The organism is Pseudomonas sp. 20P_3.2_Bac5, assembly GCF_025466035.1.
Lineage (GTDB): Bacteria > Pseudomonadota > Gammaproteobacteria > Pseudomonadales > Pseudomonadaceae > Aquipseudomonas.
Window position 1 is genome coordinate 48276 of record NZ_JANLOA010000096.1, and the last position, 15720, is coordinate 63995.

Annotated in this window: 11 protein-coding genes; 9 read left to right on the forward strand and 2 right to left on the reverse strand. The window is 65.0% G+C overall.

All coding sequences use genetic code 11. The annotated features are described in order from the left end of the window. Positions 1-53 precede the first annotated feature (53 nt). The 7 genes from NTD88_RS17330 to NTD88_RS17360 all read left to right on the forward strand — a co-directional run bounded on the left by NTD88_RS17330 (position 54) and on the right by NTD88_RS17360 (position 11060). On the forward strand, positions 54-854 hold the full coding sequence (locus NTD88_RS17330; RefSeq protein ID WP_262127950.1) for a class II aldolase/adducin family protein: 801 nt from the start codon (positions 54-56) through the stop codon (positions 852-854). Positions 855-1011: 157 nt separating this feature from the next. After that, positions 1012-3159, forward strand: a complete 2148-nt coding sequence (locus NTD88_RS17335; RefSeq protein ID WP_262155775.1) for a TonB-dependent receptor — start codon at positions 1012-1014, stop codon at positions 3157-3159. A 353-nt stretch (positions 3160-3512) separates the two neighbouring features. After that, the gene (locus tag NTD88_RS17340) at positions 3513-5927 is read left to right on the forward strand and encodes a TonB-dependent receptor plug domain-containing protein (RefSeq protein WP_262155774.1); all 2415 of its coding nucleotides are present in this window, start codon (positions 3513-3515) and stop codon (positions 5925-5927) included. 52 nt (positions 5928-5979) lie between these two features. Beyond that, positions 5980-7608, forward strand: coding sequence for an ABC transporter substrate-binding protein (locus NTD88_RS17345; RefSeq protein ID WP_095159640.1), 1629 nt, complete (start codon positions 5980-5982; stop codon positions 7606-7608). Beyond that, positions 7605-8555 carry an ABC transporter permease gene (locus NTD88_RS17350; protein WP_262155770.1) on the forward strand — a complete coding sequence of 317 codons (951 nt, stop codon included), beginning with the start codon at positions 7605-7607 and terminating at the stop codon, positions 8553-8555. Before NTD88_RS17345 ends, NTD88_RS17350 begins: the two co-directional genes overlap by 4 nt. 1 nt (position 8556) lies before the next feature. Further along, entirely contained in the window at positions 8557-9447 is an 891-nt protein-coding gene (locus NTD88_RS17355) for an ABC transporter permease (protein ID WP_262155768.1), read from the forward strand. After that, entirely contained in the window at positions 9444-11060 is a 1617-nt protein-coding gene (locus tag NTD88_RS17360) for a dipeptide ABC transporter ATP-binding protein (protein WP_095159637.1), read from the forward strand. Before NTD88_RS17355 ends, NTD88_RS17360 begins: the two co-directional genes overlap by 4 nt. 95 nt (positions 11061-11155) lie before the next feature. Here the strand turns inward: NTD88_RS17360 and sodC are convergent, their stop codons facing one another. Then, a complete protein-coding gene (gene sodC / locus NTD88_RS17365; RefSeq protein WP_262155767.1) occupies positions 11156-11683 on the reverse strand; it encodes a superoxide dismutase [Cu-Zn] SodC in 528 nt (175 codons plus the stop codon). A 393-nt stretch (positions 11684-12076) separates the two neighbouring features. On the opposite strand from sodC, the gene NTD88_RS17370 reads away from it, so the two are divergent. Both NTD88_RS17370 and NTD88_RS17375 read left to right on the forward strand, forming a co-directional pair. Continuing rightward, a complete protein-coding gene (locus NTD88_RS17370) occupies positions 12077-12757 on the forward strand; it encodes a hypothetical protein (RefSeq protein WP_262155766.1) in 681 nt (226 codons plus the stop codon). A gap of 138 nt (positions 12758-12895) precedes the next feature. Next, positions 12896-14113 carry a DUF3422 domain-containing protein gene (locus tag NTD88_RS17375; protein WP_262155765.1) on the forward strand — a complete coding sequence of 406 codons (1218 nt, stop codon included), beginning with the start codon at positions 12896-12898 and terminating at the stop codon, positions 14111-14113. Positions 14114-14196: 83 nt separating this feature from the next. Here the strand turns inward: NTD88_RS17375 and NTD88_RS17380 are convergent, their stop codons facing one another. Next, entirely contained in the window at positions 14197-15615 is a 1419-nt protein-coding gene (locus NTD88_RS17380) for an amino acid permease (protein ID WP_095159633.1), read from the reverse strand. Positions 15616-15720: the final 105 nt, after the last annotated feature.

Consider the following 15720-nt stretch of genomic DNA (forward strand, 5'->3'; position numbering starts at 1 on the left):
CGAACCTGAACCTATGAACTTGACGCGCCGCCTGGCGCGTGGGGAGCACTGCAATGACTGCCGTTTCCGTTCTGACCGTTTCCTCCGACCTCGATAGCGTGCGCCAGCGGGTCAGCGCCGAAGAATGGGAGGTGCGGGTCAAACTCGCCGCCGCCTACCGCCTGGCTGCGCTGTTTCGCTGGACCGACCACATCTACACGCACTTCTCGGCGCGGGTGCCCGGCCCGGACGAGCACTTCCTGATCAACGCCTATGGCCTGCTGTTCGATGAAATCACCGCCTCCAACCTGGTCAAGGTGGACGTCGACGGCACGATCATCGACGACCCGCTGGGGCTGGGCATCAACCAGGCCGGCTACGTGATTCACAGCGCCATCCACCGCGCCCGCCCCGACCTCAAGGCGGTGCTGCACACCCACACCCGCGATGGCGCGGCGGTGTCGGCGCAGCGCGATGGCCTGCTGCCGCTGTCGCAGCATGCACTGGCCTATTACAGCCGGGTCGTCTACCACACCTACGAAGGCGTGGCCCTGGACCTCGACGAGCAAGTGCGCCTGGTGGCTAACCTGGGCAACAGCAACATCCTGATCCTGCGCAACCACGGCCTGCTCACCGGCGGCAGCAGTGTCGAACATGCGTTCCGCGAGCTGCATGGCCTGGAGCGCGCCTGCAATATCCAGATCGCCGCGCAGGCGGGCGGCAATGCCGACCTGCTGTTCGCGCCGGAGGCGGCGATCGAGAAAGTGAAGCAGCAGACGGCGGCGTTTCTTGATGGCAACAACCCGGGGATCCAGCGGCATTGGGATGCGCTGATTCGGCAACTGGATCGGGAGGGCGATGGCTACAAGCATTGATTTTTTGTGATGTTCAAGGCCATCGCGAGCAAGCTCGCTCCTACAGGTGCAACGCGTTTTCTCTGTAGGAGCGAGCTTGCTCGCGATAACCAGCCCCAATCCAACTGACCGACCCCACTCAGGGAGGAAATCCAAAAAAAGCCAGGAAGCCCCCAGCATGCCCCGACCAGCCTTGCGCCACACACTCCCGCCACTGCTCTTGTCCCTCCCCCTGACCACCTTCGCCGCCACCGAAGCCCCCAAGGAAGAACGCCTGCCGAGCGTCACCGTGACCGCCGAGCACCGTCAGGAAAACCTGCAGAAAACCCCGGTGGCGATCAGCGCCTTCGACGAAAACACCCTGCGCGACCAGCAGATCAACAACATCCGCGACCTCTCCGGGCGCGTGCCGAACCTGACCCTCAACCGCCAGTCGATCTCCTACAGCGCGCAAACCTACGGCATCCGTGGCATCGGCGAGACCGACCCGATCCAGGAAGCGGCGGTGGCGGTGTACGCCGACGACCTGTACATCCCGCGGGCGATTTCCTCGATGCTCGACTTCAACGACGTCGAGCGCGTCGAAGTCCTGCGCGGTCCGCAAGGCACCCTGTACGGGCGCAACAGCGCGGCCGGGGCGATCCGCGTGATCACCCGCGACCCGGACCAGAAGACCCGCGCCTTCGTCGAGCTGGGCGCCGGCAATTACGATGCGCGCAACGGCCGCCTGCTGGTCAGCGGCCCGCTGGTCGACGACACCCTGTTCGGCAGTTTCTCGGCTGTGCGCCTGAGTCGCGACGGCACCGTGCGCAACCGCACCCGCGACAAGGACGTCAACAACGTCGATATCCAGTCCTACCGCGGCAAGCTGCGCCTGGCCCCGGCGGATTCGCCGTGGGACACGCAACTGACCCTGGCCGGCACCTTCGACCGCGGCGACACCACCAGCTACACGCCGTTCGACCCGGCCAACGGCCATTTCGACAAGTTCAAGACCTACAGCAGCCTCGATCCGAAAAACCGCCTCGACCAGGGCAGCGCGGTGCTGCGCTCGATCTACCACATCGATGACCAGTTGAGCGCCAAGTCGGTCACGGCCTGGTCGACCTTCGACCAGCCGGTGGACTACGACAACTCCGGCGAGGCCAACAGCGGCAACGCCGCGCCGGTGCAGAACAACCTGATCCACTACAAACAGCGCTACGCCACCCAGGAGTTCCAGCTCAACGGCGAGTACGAGCGCTTCAACTTCACCCTCGGCGCCTTCCTGTACAAGGAGCGCTTCCGCGCCGAACGCGACAGCCTGACCTATTCGGTCGCCGCCGACCGGGTCAACGCCAGCGGCCAGTACAGCACCACCGACACCGAAAGCTACGCGCTGTACGGCCAGGGCACCTACAAACTGACCTCGCGCCTGTCCGTCACCGGCGGCCTGCGCTACACCGCCGAGCACAAGAACTTCGAGTACAAGAACTACCGCATCACCACCGCGCGGGACATCACGGGCCTTAACTTCGAGGCTGAAACCAGCGAGAGCTGGGCTTCCTTCAGCCCGAAACTCGGCCTGGAATACGCCTGGACCGACAACCTGATCCAGTACGGTTACGTCGCCAAGGGCTTCAAGGCCGGCGGCTTCGACAACCGCGCGCCGACCCGTCTCGCCGCCTTGCAGGGCTTCGACCCGGAAAACGTCATCACCTACGAAACCGGGCTCAAGGGCGACTACCTCGACGGGCGTCTGCGCAGCAACATCGCGGTGTTCTACAACGACTACAAAGACCTGCAGACCAACGCCTGGGACCCGGCCATCAGCGCCAACCTGCGAACCAACGTCGGCAGCGCCCACAGCTATGGCGTGGAACTGGAAAACACCGCCCTGCTCAGCCGCGACCTGACCGCCACGGTCAACCTCGGCTTCCTCAAGGCCCAGTACGACGATTTCAAGAACGCCGCCGGGCCGGGTGTCGATGCCGACGGCAACTGGATGGTCTTCGCCCCGCGCTGGAACCTGGCGCTGGGGCTGAACTGGACCGTACCGGTGGACCTGCCGGGCGCGCTGGTGGCCGGCACCGACTGGCAGTTCCAGACCAAGTCGTACGCCAACGCGGTCAATGGCGACATCTATGAAGTCCCGGAACAAAGCTTCTGGAACGCCAACACCAGCTACAGCAGCGGCGACGGCCACTGGACCACCACCCTGGCGGTGAAGAACCTGCTCAACCGGGCGTATCCGCAAAGCATCGCGTACTCGGCGGCGAGCAGTACCGCGTATTACTCGGTGAACGACCCACGGACGGTGACCTTGAGTGTGCGGTATGACCTGTGAGGCGGATTAGGCTCGTCTAACACTGATTCACCCGTGGGAGCTGGCTTGCCAGCGATGAGGCAGTCAGGGACACCGCGGGTGTCCGGCCTGGCCTTATCGCTGGCAAGCCAGCTCCCACAGTGGTTTCAGGGAACCAGGGAGAGAAACACATCAATAATTTGCATATTAAAAATAAATAATAATTCCTAAAAAGAATAATATTCATATTCCAAAAAAGAATTTCCGCTGACGTTCTTATAAAAATAAGATCAATCCCAGACGACCTCGTCCCCCTTCTAAAAACGATCAACGCCAGGCGACATACCTGCACCCAGACCCAGGGCCAGTGCCACGTAGTAACGGACTATGCCCGCATGCACTTATCCCGATACCCGCACCTCAGCACCCTCACCACCGCCCTGCTGTTCGCCGGCTTTGCGCCCGCAACCCAGGCCGCAGACAAAGACGCCCGCCTCGATACCGTGACGGTGATTTCCACCGGTGTCCGCGGCCAGGCACGTACCGTCGCCGACAGCCCGGCGCCGATCGATGTGATCAACAGCGAGCAACTGCTCAAGACCGGCCGCGCCGAGTTGTCCGAAGCCATTTCCCGCCTGCTGCCGTCATTCAACTTCGGCACCAATATCGCCGGCTACAACTCGGTCACCCGGCCGCTGAGCAACCGCAGCCTCGGCCCGGCCTACACACTGGTGCTGGTCAACGGCAAGCGCCGCCACAACGGCGCCGTCGGTCAGCGCGGCAATATCGACAACAGCGGCGCCAACGCGGTGGACATCGACCTGATCCCGGTCAGCGCCGTGGACCATATCGAAATCCTCAAGGACAGCGCCGCCGCCCAGTACGGCTCTGACGCGGTGGCCGGGGTGATCAATATCATCCTCAAGTCCAGCGCCTCCGGCGGGCATGTCGAGACCAGCTATGGCCAGCTCTATTCCGGCCAGGGCGAAACCATCAAGGTGGCCGGCGACCAGGGCTTCAAGCTCGGTGAAAGCGGCTTTGTGCACCTGTCCGCCGACGCCCGCAAACGCGGCGACGCGGCCTGGAACGACAAGGCCGACAGCAGCGTGCGGGCCTTCCGCGACCCGGTGAAGGAAGCTGCCTGGGACCGCGTCGCGATCAAGAACGGCGACCCCGAGATCAAGGCCTTCAACGTCGCCTACAACGCCGAACTGCCGCTGGACGCGCTGACCCTCTACTCCTACGCCACCTACGGCGAACGCGACGCCGAGGCCTACAACTATTTCCGCCTGCCCACCGGCACCGCATCGGTACCGGAGCTGTTCCCGGACGGTTACTACCCGCTGAACAACATCAAGGACCGCGACTACCAGTTCCTGTTCGGCGGCAAGGGCGAACGCGCCGACTGGCACTGGGACCTGAGCACCACCTACGGGCGCAACAACATCCACCACTCCAGCGACTTCAACATCAACCCGTCGCTGGGCACCGCCACGCCCACCAGCTTCGACAACCTGGCGACCTTCCGCTTCGAGCAGTGGGTCAACAACTTCGACCTGACCCGCCGCTACGACAGCCTGTTCGGCCTGACCTCGCCGGTGCAGGTATCGGCCGGCCTCGAACACCGCTGGGAACGCTTCAGCACCTTCGCCGGCGAGCCCGCCGCGTACCTCACCGGCAACTACCCGGCGGCCTCCGGCGCCCAGGCCGCGGTGACCCTGCGTCCGGAAGACGAAGTCAGCCTGATCCGCAACAACTACGCGGCCTACCTGGACCTCGGCTTCGACCTCACCGACCGCTGGTTCCTCGACCTGGCCGGCCGCGTCGAGCACTACGACGACGACTCGGGCAACACCTTCGGCCTCAAGCTCAACTCGCGCTATGAACTGACCGACAGCGTCGCCGTGCGCGGCACCGTCGGCACCGGTTTCCGCGCGCCGTCGCTGACCCAGATCGGCTACACCGTGGCGGACAACCGCGTTGCCACCGACGTCAACGGCAACGTGGTCCCGGCCGTTACCCGCCTGACCCCGTCCGACAGCAGCCTGGCCGCGGCCCTCGGCGGCGACGCGCTGAAGCCGGAGAAGTCGCGCAACCTCGGCCTCGGCCTGACCTGGCAACCGGCGCCGCGCACCAGCATCACCGCCGACGCCTACCTGATCGATATCGACGACCGCATCACCCTGACCAGCAACATCTACGACCAGGGCAACGGCGTCATCACCAGCATTCTGCAAAGCCAGGGCGTGGCCCGTGGCACCTGGGTCAACTACTACACCAACGCCTACGACACCCGCACCAAGGGCCTGGATATCGTCGCCGACCACAGCACCGACTTCGGCGCCTGGGGTGACGTGCGCTGGAGCCTGGCGTTCAACTGGAACAAAACCAGCATCGAGGACGTGCGTGACACCCCCGCCTCCCTCGCCGGTTCCGGCGTGACCCTGGTGGGCCGCGACCGCGAAGGCGACCTGACCGTGGCCAGCCCGGAAACCAAGTGGATCCTCGGCGCCAACTGGAAGGTCAGCGACTTCGCGGTGAACCTGCAGACCACCCGCTTCGGCAGCGTCAAGACCCTCGCGGTCAACCCCAGCGGCGACCGCAGCTTCGGCGCCAAATGGATCACCGACCTCGACGTCGCCTACACCTTCTTCGATCAACTGACCCTCAGCGTCGGCGCCACCAACCTGTTCGACGTGCGCCCCGACAAGCACGCGGTGTACAGCCCGCTGGGCCTGGCGCCGTACGGCAACCCGCCGTTCCATCCGGGCGGCGGCTACTGGTACAGCAAAATCGCCTACGACTTCTGATCAGCCCGGCCGCGCCGCCGGGATGCGGCGCGGCCCTCAACGAGGAATGCCCATGAGACTGCAACGAACCCTGGCCAGCGCGGCCATCCTGCTGGCCCTGGGCCTGACCCTGCCGGGCTGCTCGCCTTCGCAACCGGACGCACAGGCGGCCAGCACACTGAAAATCGCGTTCTGGAACGACAACACGCAGTTGGTCAGCATCGATCCATTCCAGGTCTATTGGCTGGAACACCGCGTGGTGCTGCGCAACGTGGTCGAGTCGCTGACCGACCAGGACCCGCAGACCGGCAACATCATTCCGTGGCTCGCCGAGCGCTGGGACATCAGCCCCGACGCCCGCGCGTACACCTTCTACCTGCGCCAGGGCGTGACCTTCAGCAACGGCGAGGTCTTCGACGCCCAGGCGGTGAAAACCGCCTTCGACAGCAACAAGGCCTTCGCCGCCGAACTGCCGAGCACCTTCGGCGCCACCTACCTGGCCGGCTACGACCACGCCGAAATCATCGACCCACAGACCATCAAGCTGGTGCTGAGCAAACCCAACGCGGGCTTTCTCCAGGCCACGTCCACCACCAACCTGTCGATCCTCGCGCCCGAGTCCTACCGCAAGAGCGCCAAGGAGCGCTCCCTTGGCGCGGTGATCGGCAGCGGCCCGTTCAAGCTCGAGCACTACACCCCGGAAACCGGCCTGAAGCTGGTCCGCCGCGACGGCTACACCTGGGCTTCGGCCAACGTGCAGAACAAGGGCGACGCGCACCTGTCCGCCATCGAAGTCAGCTACGTGCCGGAAGACAGCGTGCGCAACGGCCTGTTCCTGCAGGGCAAGGTGGACATCCTCTGGCCGCGGGTGCCGTTTTCCGAAGTCGACCTGCAACTGCTGCAACGCAACGACGCCACCATCCAGAGCCGCTCCCTGCCGGGTCCGGCCTGGAACCTCTACCCCAACACCCGCGACAACCGCATCCTCGCCGACCACAACGTGCGCCTGGCCGTGCAAAAAGCCATCGACCGCAAGAGCTACGCCAGCACCGTCTACAACGCCGCCTTCCCGGTGGTGGACGGCGTGTACGACGTGACCACGCCGTTCTTCCGCAGCCAGGGCGACAAACTGGCCTACGACCCGCAAGGCGCGGCGAAACTGCTGGATGACGCCGGCTGGCGCCTCGGCGCGGACAACTACCGGCAGAAGGACGGCAAGCGCCTGACCCTGGTCTACAACCTGGCCGGCAAGGAAACCGCCGGCGACGTACTGATCCAGGACCAACTGCGCCAGGTCGGCATCGACATCAGGCTGAAGGTGCAAACCACCGCCGAGTGGGCCGCCGCCAACGCCGCCGGCAACTACGACCTGACCTACACCTACATGACCCGCGCCGACCCGATCATCCTGCAGACCATCCTCGATCCGCGCACCGCCAACAGCGCCACCCTGGCCACCAACACCTACACGCCGACCGTGCTGCCGCAGGCTCAGGCGCTGTTCGACGCCGGCCTCACCGCCACCGCGCCGCAACAACGCGCCGACGCCTACGGCCAGTTGCAAGACCTGCTGATCGATCAGGGCTCGGCGATCCCGGTGTACGAGCGGGTCTGGCAGGCGGCGACCTCCAAGCGCGTGCAGAACTTCCGCTGGAGCGCCGAAGGTTTTGCCTTCCTCAATGACATCGAGGTCAAGCCATGAGCCGCTACCTGCTCGGCCGCATCGCCCAGGCCGCGCTGGTGCTCTGGGGCGCCTACACCATTACTTACTTCATTCTCTACCTGCTGCCGGGCGACCCGCTGAGCATCATGCTCAGCGCCTCGGGCATGGAAATCGATGCGCTGTCACCCGAGCAACTGGCCAAGGCCCGCGCCTATTACGGCCTCGACCAAGGCTTGCTGGAGCGCTACGTGGACCTGCTGCTGGGCGTATTGCAGGGCGACCTGGGCCAGTCGCTGACCCTCAGCCGCCCGGTCACCGCGATCCTCGCCGAACGCCTGCCGCAAACCCTGGCCCTGGCCGGGCTGGCGATCCTTCTGTCGCTGCTCGGCGGGGTCGGCCTGGCCTATCTCGCCGCCTATGTGCGCTGGCAGCCACTGAAAATCGCCCTCGCCCGCCTGCCGGCGCTGGGCTTTTCGGTGCCGGTGTTCTGGATGGGTCTGCTGCTGATCCAGATCTTCGCTTTTGGCCTCGGCTGGTTCCCGGCCACCGGCAGCCTCGGTTTCGAGAGCCTGGTCCTGCCCGCGGTGACCCTGGCGATCCCCAGCGCCGCGGTGTATGCCCAGGTCTTGCAACGCGGCTTCCAGGACATCTGGCGCGAGCCCTACATCACCACCGCCTACGCCAAGGGCCTCAGCCGCGGCCAGGTCCAGGCCCGCCATGGTTTCCGCAACGCCGCCCTGCCGCTGCTGACGCTGATCGGCCTGCAAGTCGGCAACACGGTGTCCGGCGCGGTGCTGGTGGAAACCATCTTCGCCCGCAACGGCGTCGGCCGGCTGGTCCAGGAGGCCGTGCTGCGCCAGGACATTCCGCTGGTGCTGGCGGTGGTTGCGGTGTCCGCCGCCGCCTTCGTGCTGGTCAACCTGCTGGTGGACCTGCTCTACCCGATCCTCGACCCGCGCATCACCCATGCGCCCAAGGTGACCTGAGATGACCGTCCTGCAACGTCGCTTCTCGACTGCCGTGCAAACCCCTCACTGGCGCCCGCGCCGTCGCCTGCAACGGCTGCTGGACCAGGCCGGACCGCTGCTGCGCAGGCCCGGCTTCGTGCTGGCCCTGGCGCTGGTGCTGTTCACCCTGCTGGCGGCCTTGGTGCCCGGCCTGTTCACCAGCGTCGATCCCTACGCCACCCAGCCCGCGGCGAAACTGCTGGCGCCCAGCGCCACGCACTGGTTCGGCACCGATGAACTGGGCCGCGACCTCTACACGCGGGTGCTGTACGGCTCACGGCTTTCGGTGCTCGCGGCCTTGCTGGCGGTCGGTCTGGCGCTGGTGGTCGGGCTCGGTCTGGGCATCGTCTCGGGCTTTATCGGTGGACGCCTGGACGCGGTGATCATGCGGGTGGTCGATGTGCTGCTGGCCCTGCCCGGCCTGCTGCTGGCGCTGGCGATCGTCACCGCGATCGGCTTCGGCACGGTGCCGGTGGCGATCGCCGTGGGCGTCGGGATCATTCCCGGCTTCGCCCGCACCACCCGCGCCGAGGTGCTGCGGATCAAGACCCTGCCTTACGTCGAAGCGGCGCGGCTGGGCGGCGCGAGTTGGGGCCGCACCCTGCTGCGCCATGTGCTGCCCAATGCCTGGGGCCCGGTGGCGGTGCTCGCCACCCTCGACGTCGGCGCGGCGATCCTCGCCACCGCCGGCCTTAGCTTCCTCGGCTTCGGCGCCGCGCCGCCCGCGGCGGAATGGGGCACGCTGATCGCCAACGGACGCCATTTCCTCATCACCGCGCCGTGGGTGTCGCTGCTGCCGGGGCTGTTCCTGGTGCTGGTGGTGTTCAGCCTCAACCACCTCGCCCGCACTTTCGAGGAGGTCCAGCGATGAGCCGCCTGATCGACGTCAAGGACCTGCGGGTCAGCTATCACAACGCCGGGCGCGTTACCGAAGCGGTGCGCGGGGTGAGTTTTCACCTCGAGCCGGGCGAGACCCTGGCCATCGTCGGCGAGTCCGGCTCGGGCAAGACCACCGTGGCCGGCGCCCTGCTCGGCCTGCTGCCGCTGACCGCGCGGATCGACGGCGGCAGCCTCGTGGTCGACGGCCACGACATCAGCCACGCCAGCGACAAGGTCAAGCAACAGTTGCGCGGCCGGGTGGTCGGGCTGGTGCCGCAGGACCCGATGGTCAGCCTCAACCCGACCCTGAGCATCGGCAAGCAGATCGGCGAAAGCCTGATCCTGCGCCATGGCCGGCGCTATCCGGGGCTGGACGCCGATGTGCTGGAACTGCTCGAGCAGGTCGGCATCGACAACCCCGCGCTGCGCGCCGTGCAGTATCCCCATGAACTGTCCGGCGGCATGCGCCAGCGCGTGCTGATTGCCATTGCCCTCGCCGGCGAGCCGAAGCTGATCATCGCCGACGAACCCACCAGCGCCCTCGACGTGACAGTGCAGAAACGCATCCTCGATCACCTGGAGCAACTGGTGAAAGCCCGGGGCATCGCCCTGGTGATCATCACCCACGACCTCGGCGTGGCCGCCGACCGCGCCGACCGGGTGCTGGTGATGAGGAACGGTGAAGTGGTGGAAACCGGCGCGGCGCGGGAGGTGCTGTCCGCCCCCAGCCACGCCTACACCCGCGACCTGCTGGCCGCCGCGCCGGCCTTCGGCGAAACCCGCCGGCCAGAGCCGGTGGACACCCGTGGGGCGCGGCCGCTGCTGAGTTTCGAGGACGTCGGCAAAGACTTTCGCCTGCCCCGGCATGCCGGCGCGCAGCAGAGTTTCCAGGCGTTGCAGGGGCTGAGCCTGAATGTCTATCCACGGCAGACCCTGGCCATCGTCGGCGAATCCGGCTCGGGCAAAAGCACCAGCCTGCGCATCGCCCTCGGCCTCGATCACCCCAGCCGTGGCCGCGTGCGCTTCGACGGCCAGGACATCGGCGGCCTGAGCTGGAAACAGTTCAGGCCGCTGCGCCAGCGCATGCAACTGGTGCAACAGAACCCGTTTGCTGCGCTGGACCCGCGTTTCAGCATCTACCAGAGCGTGGTCGAGCCGCTGGTGTCGTTCGGCCTGCTCAAGGGCCGCGAACTGGAACAGGCCGCGCGGCAACTGATGGACCAGGTGCAATTGCCTGCCAGCTACCTTGATCGCCTGCCGCGGGAACTGTCGGGCGGCCAGCGCCAACGCGTCGCCATCGCCCGCGCCCTGGCGCTCAAGCCTGATCTATTGCTGCTGGATGAACCGGTTTCGGCGCTGGACGTATCGGTGCAGGCGCAGATCCTCGACCTGCTGCGTGAACTGCAGGCGGAACTGGGCGTGGCGTATGTGCTGGTGTCCCATGACCTGGCGGTGGTCGCCAGCCTGGCCCATGAAGTGGTGGTGTTGCGCCAGGGGCAGGTGGTGGAACAGGGGGCGGCGCAGGATGTACTGGAAAGGCCGCAGGACCGGTATACCCGGGAGTTGCTGGAGGCGGTGCCGGGCAGGAGGTTGGCGGTGGCCTAGACTTATCGCTGGCAAGCCAGCTTGCCGGCGATGAGGCCATCAACATCAACCAAAAATCCCGGCCAAAAGACCGGGATTCTTTATTCCAACAACCGTTACTTGATCACCCCACAAGCAAACCGCGCCGCCCCACCACCCAGCGGCGCCGGATGATCCGAGTGGTTATCGCCACCGGCATGAATCATCAGCGCATGGCCTTTGAGCTCGTCCAGGTTCTTGATCTTCGGCGCCAGCAGCGGCTGCGCGGCCTTGCCGTCGGCGGTGACGATCAGCGCCGGCAGGTCGCCCTGGTGGCCGGCGTCATCCCACGGGAAGCTGTGCTTGCCGGTGTTCTTCGGGTCCCAGTGCCCGCCGGCACCACCCGCCGGCACCAGCTTGCCGTCGGCTTCGGTTGGCGCGCAGCTCGGGTTGGCATGAACGTGGAAGCCATGCACGCCCGGCGCCACGCCACTCAACTCCGGCGTGAACACCGCGCCATACGGGCTCTGGGTGATAGTGACGAACCCGACGCTCTTGCCTTCGCCCTGGGCGCTGGCTTCCTTGAGCTCGACCTTGAGGGAATCGGCGGCATTCACCGCGGCGCTGGCGCACAGGGCAACGGTCAGAGCAATCCACTTTTTCATGAGGCACGTTCCTTATTACAGAGAAAAATCGCTTTGGAGCTTAGTCAAAAGCCCTTCCGGGTTCGAACAAAAATCAACCGCAGCAACAACTTGATAACTATGGCCGCAGCAACCCGGTTCAGTTCCCCCTCGAACGTCATAAAGGGGTCATCGCTTCCCGCTCAAACTCATGCCAATATGACATCACTCTCGCCAACCAGGGACCGGTAATGAGCTTTTCGATCGGCTGTTCGCCTTCCGCCAACGGAAAACCCGCGCCCCTCAATGTCCGCATGCCTCGCACCCTTTTACTGGAGCACGGCCGAGCTGTGCCTGCGCTCCTGTATCACCCACAGCACTTCCGTGCTGAATAACCCCAACCGGCAACTGATAGCGTTTCTAGGAGAACACGGCATGAACGGCACTCGGATCGCACTCGCGGATATCGTCGCCTACCCCGCTTACCAACGACTCAAGGAAGGCTTGTCGAGCCTCGGACATGTCGCCTCAGGTCGCATGGGCCTCGGCTTGCAGGGGGTTGACCTGCAGCAGTTGAAGACGCCCCGCGCCAGCGCCGACGACCATTTCGTCTGGCCGAAGTACCAGGGCCTGGTGCTGAGCGAAGGTGGCATCACCTGCACCGAAGCCTGCTTCGTTGCCTGGGGCGGCGTGGTGACCGACGCCATCTACGAATTTCTCACCCCGACCACTGCGGGCATTCCGGATATTTCCGTCGGTTTGGGTCTGTGGTGCACCCAGGACGCTCCCGAGGCGGAACTGCTCATGGCCAGCCTGCTCAACAGCCTGACTGAATTTACCCAGACGCAATGGAACCTCAGCACCTTTTACCGTGACGGTGGCTACGGCCCGGTGGTGTTGCTGTCGGCGCACCGCTCGCTGATCGACCTGCACGTCCAGGCCGACGGTGGCGACCTGGACCAGATCGCTGCGGATTTCTTCGACCTGCATGGCCAGGCTGTGCTTCAGGTCCTGTCGCAACGCTTCGACAACGATGAAAGCCTGGACAGCCGGCTGCTTGCCCTGACCTACGGCACCACCGAGCTGCCCGTCTTCGACTCGATTTCCAAAGCCTGATTTCACTAAGGGCCAAGCCCCCTGCGACATTTCGCCCGCCCCCGCGGGCGTGACCCACGGGCCAGTCGGCCTGTCTTCCAGATGCGCGCCCTCAGTGGGCGCGACATCCGCAGACAATCACAACAATACGGCTGACCCATGCACCCCCAACGCACCGCCTTGCACAACGAGCTGCATGCTCGCCCCTCCCTGTATTTCGACGCCCCGGCCCATGTCTTTCACCTGGCGTTCATCGGTGGCCAGCAACCCTGCAACGCCCTGCTCCAGCGCTGCCGCCTGGACGCCGTCGATACCGACGCGGTCCAGGGCATCACGCAATTCGACGGCTGCCCGTTCAAATGGGAGCGCCACTCCGAGTTTTTCACCTTGACCCTGGTCCAGCCCAGCGCCAGCGCCGATCCGCAGTGGAGCGGCCTGCCCCCTGCCCTGGCCGACGCCATCGAGCCGTACCGCGAGCAGTTGATCAACGCCATGCAACTGGTGGTGCGCGAGGAGCCGGGCCTGGACTTCGCCAGCTACGGCTTCAAAGACCCCAGCGGCTCCAGCGTGGGCGGTGGCGATGCGGTGGTGTGGAGCGACTTTCGCCTGGACGACGAGGGCGTCAACCGGTTGCTGTTCGTCAATCGCCGGCTCAATGCCTACCGGCTCGGGCGCATGGTGCGTCGCCTGCTGGAGCTTGAGACCTACCGGATGATGGCCTCCCTGGCGTTGAGCACGGCCAAGGACCTCAGCCCGCAACTGGACGGTTTCGACCAGACGCTGGTCCATCTTTCACAGCGCAATGCCGGCGCCAGCGGCGTGCAGGCCAAAGTGTTGCTGGAAGACATCGTCGAACTGTCGCGACAGGTGGTCGCCAGCACGGTGAAAAGCCGCCACCGCTTCAGCGCGACCCAAGCCTACGCGCAACTGGTGTTCGAGCGGCTGACGGAACTGCGTGAGGGCAATGTCGAGGATTACCAGCGCCTGGGCGTGTTCATCGAACGACGCTTCAAACCCACCGTGCGCTACTGCGCGGCGACCGAACAGCGGCTGGATCACCTGGCCAAGGGCGTGGCCAACCTTGGCGACCTGTTGCAGGCGCGGGTGCAGGTGGACATGGAGGAACAGAACGCCGAGATCCTGCGCAGCCTGGCTGCCCGGGCCGAGTCGCAGATCAAGATTCAGCGGGCGGTAGAAGGTTTGTCGATCATCGCGATCACCTATTACCTGCTGAGCCTGTTCAAGTTGCTGTATGCGGGGCTGGATACGTTGGGCGCACACATTGCGCCGCGGGATGCGCTGCTGGGACTGGCGCCAGTGGTGGGGTTGATGCTGGGGGTGATTCTGCTGCGGATCAGGAAGGCCAAGCAGCATTGAGTTTGGGGCATCGCGAGCGAGCTCGCTCCTACAAGAAGATCCGCGGACCGGTAGGAGCGAGCTTGCTCGCGATGATTACACCATCAGGCCGCTTTCTTCAGCGCCCGGTAGTGCACAACCATACCCATCATTGCCACGACTGCCGCCGCCGCGCCGGTGGAGATCACCAGGATCTGGTACTCCTCGACGAACGCCATGGTCACCAGGCAGCCCACGATGAACACGATGCTCAGGTAGGTCAGCCAAGGGAACAGCCACATTTTCAGGCGGATCTGCTTGCCTTCGGCTTCCAGCTTGCGGCGCATTTTCAGTTGCGAGCAGGCGATTACCAGGTACACCAGCATGGCGATCATGCCGGTGGTGTTCATCAAGGTGTCCAGTACGTCTTTCGGACGCAGGGCCTCGTTGAAGTTGATCAGGGCGCAGATCACTGCAACAGCGCACGAACCGATGATCGCGAAGACCGGTACGCCGGTGCCGGCACGGGTCATCTTGAAGATCTTCGGTGCGTCACCACGGGTCGCCAGCGAGAACATCATGCGCGAGGCGGTGTAGTGAGCCGAGATCAGGCAGCTGCTGACCGAAGTCAGGACCACGAAGTTCATCACGAACTCGGCGCCCGGAATGCCCAGCAGTTCCAGGGTGCGGCGGTACGAACCGTAGCCGGAGGTGCCCATCAGCGGGTCATTCCACGGCACTAGGCAGACGATCAGGAAGATCGAGCCGATGTAGAACAGGCACACGCGCCAGACCACCGAGTTGGTTGCCTTGACGATCTGACCGGCCGGGTCTTTCGACTCGGAGGCGGCGATGGTGACGATTTCTGCACCGAGGAAGGCGAACATCGCACCCAGCATCGCCACCACCACCGACTCGATGCCGTTCGGCATGAAGCCGCCGTGGGCGGTCAGGTTGGCCATGCCGCTGACTTCACCGGTCGGCCACAGGCTCATCACTGCGGCCAGGCAGACCACCAGGAAGCAGACAATGGCCACGACCTTGATCAGGGCGAACCAGAACTCGAACTCACCGTAGTGCTTGACGTTGAAGAAGTTCACGCAGATCAGCGCCAGGGTGGCAATCAGCACGAAGCTGTTGATGCTCACCGAGGGGAACCAGCCGTGCAGGATCTTGCCGGCGACGTAGGCTTCCCACGCCATCAGGATCACCCAGTAGCCCCAGTACAGCCAGCCGATGGTGAAACCGGCCCAGCGACCAATGGCGCGCTCGGCATAGGTGGAGAAGGAGCCGGTGTCCGGCGAGGACGTCGCCATTTCACCGAGCATGCGCATGACCAGCACCACCAGGATGCCGCCCGCCAGGTACGCCAGTACCGCGGCCGGGCCGGCGCTGTGGATCACGCTGCCGGAACCGACGAACAATGCGCCGCCGATAACGCCGGCGATCGACATCATGGTCAAGTGACGTGATTTGAGCGAAGCCGCCAGCTTGCTCTCGTGCCCCGACTTCTCCGCAGAAGTCGATGTGGATGTTGCGTCCATCAGTGGTCTACCCCGTGTTCTTTTTATCCAAGGAAACTCAACCGGGGGGGGGCCTGTCGTCGCGCCCCCCACAGCAACACTTTGTGTGTTTTGACCTGCACCACC

Coding starts and splice junctions, on each gene's coding strand:
- NTD88_RS17330 (WP_262127950.1), top strand. CDS start 54: ATGACTGCCGTTTCCGTTCTGACCGTTTCCTCCGACCTCGATAGCGTG.
- NTD88_RS17335 (WP_262155775.1), top strand. CDS start 1,012: ATGCCCCGACCAGCCTTGCGCCACACACTCCCGCCACTGCTCTTGTCC.
- NTD88_RS17340 (WP_262155774.1), top strand. CDS start 3,513: ATGCACTTATCCCGATACCCGCACCTCAGCACCCTCACCACCGCCCTG.
- NTD88_RS17345 (WP_095159640.1), top strand. CDS start 5,980: ATGAGACTGCAACGAACCCTGGCCAGCGCGGCCATCCTGCTGGCCCTG.
- NTD88_RS17350 (WP_262155770.1), top strand. CDS start 7,605: ATGAGCCGCTACCTGCTCGGCCGCATCGCCCAGGCCGCGCTGGTGCTC.
- NTD88_RS17355 (WP_262155768.1), top strand. CDS start 8,557: ATGACCGTCCTGCAACGTCGCTTCTCGACTGCCGTGCAAACCCCTCAC.
- NTD88_RS17360 (WP_095159637.1), top strand. CDS start 9,444: ATGAGCCGCCTGATCGACGTCAAGGACCTGCGGGTCAGCTATCACAAC.
- sodC (WP_262155767.1), bottom strand. CDS start 11,683: ATGAAAAAGTGGATTGCTCTGACCGTTGCCCTGTGCGCCAGCGCCGCG.
- NTD88_RS17370 (WP_262155766.1), top strand. CDS start 12,077: ATGAACGGCACTCGGATCGCACTCGCGGATATCGTCGCCTACCCCGCT.
- NTD88_RS17375 (WP_262155765.1), top strand. CDS start 12,896: ATGCACCCCCAACGCACCGCCTTGCACAACGAGCTGCATGCTCGCCCC.
- NTD88_RS17380 (WP_095159633.1), bottom strand. CDS start 15,615: ATGGACGCAACATCCACATCGACTTCTGCGGAGAAGTCGGGGCACGAG.